General features: G+C 63.1%; 2 protein-coding genes. Both read right to left on the bottom strand.

From position 1 onward, the window contains the following. Positions 1 to 123: 123 nt before the first annotated feature. Complete coding sequence (locus CTA01S_RS16265) at positions 124 to 405, bottom strand: type II toxin-antitoxin system RelE/ParE family toxin (protein ID WP_062196868.1); 282 nt, start codon at positions 403 to 405, stop codon at positions 124 to 126. Then, positions 402 to 638 (bottom strand): ParD-like family protein, encoded by a 237-nt coding sequence (locus tag CTA01S_RS16260; RefSeq protein WP_062196867.1) that lies wholly within the window; start codon positions 636 to 638, stop codon positions 402 to 404. The genes CTA01S_RS16265 and CTA01S_RS16260 overlap by 4 nt, the downstream gene beginning before the upstream one ends. Between the last annotated feature and the right edge of the window lie 107 nt (positions 639 to 745).

The raw sequence follows: 745 nt of genomic DNA, 5'->3' as shown, positions 1-745 counted from the left end.
CCGACAACCGGCGCGCCGATGAACTGGGGCTGGTGTTCGACTCGGATCCGCGGCACGACCAGACACCGGCTGCCGCGCCTCAATCACCGCAGAAGGATGGTTCAGATGCTGATGCCGTAGAGCCTACGAGCGCTTGAGGTCGCGATAGAAGTTCTCGTGCGGGCCAACCGCTTCGAGATAGATCAAGCGGACTTCGTGATCGACGGTATAGCCCAGCAGGTAGAGCTGATTCTGGCTGCGGAACTTGTAGACGAACAGATCGGCGAGATCACCCTTCTTGCGTTCCCCGACGTTCGGGTCGGCCGCGATGACTTCGGTGGCGGCATCGACATCGGCCGCGACGTTGTCATGCAGCTTCTTGTAGGCCCGGGCAAACCGACGGGTTTGCTTGAGACCGTAGCTCATGCCTTGCGGCGGGACCGGGGCACGAAGAGGGTCGCGTCCTCACGCGGCTCGGCCATCGACGCCAGCGATTCGGCGATGAAGCCGACCGGCAGATCGGGGTTGTCCAGCGCGGCCCGGCCGACCTTGGCCCAGTACTCGACTTGGCCGGCGATGGTTCGATGCTCGGCCAGCGCCTCGGCGCGCGCTTGTTCGTAAAGCTTTTGGTCGATGCGGATGGAAATCGACGTCGTCATGGCGTCACCTGGGTAGGCCCTGCAACGAATTTACCACAATTGTCGTCTCGCAAGGCGTTCAATCCCATGCTCCCCCACCTCGCCGCCCGCCTGTTCGGGACGCCCTT

It is taken from the genome of Caldimonas taiwanensis NBRC 104434 (genome assembly GCF_001592165.1).
GTDB lineage: Bacteria > Pseudomonadota > Gammaproteobacteria > Burkholderiales > Burkholderiaceae_C > Caldimonas > Caldimonas manganoxidans.
Note: the sequence above shows the minus strand (reverse complement) of the source record. Positions and strands in the feature narration are given on the sequence as shown.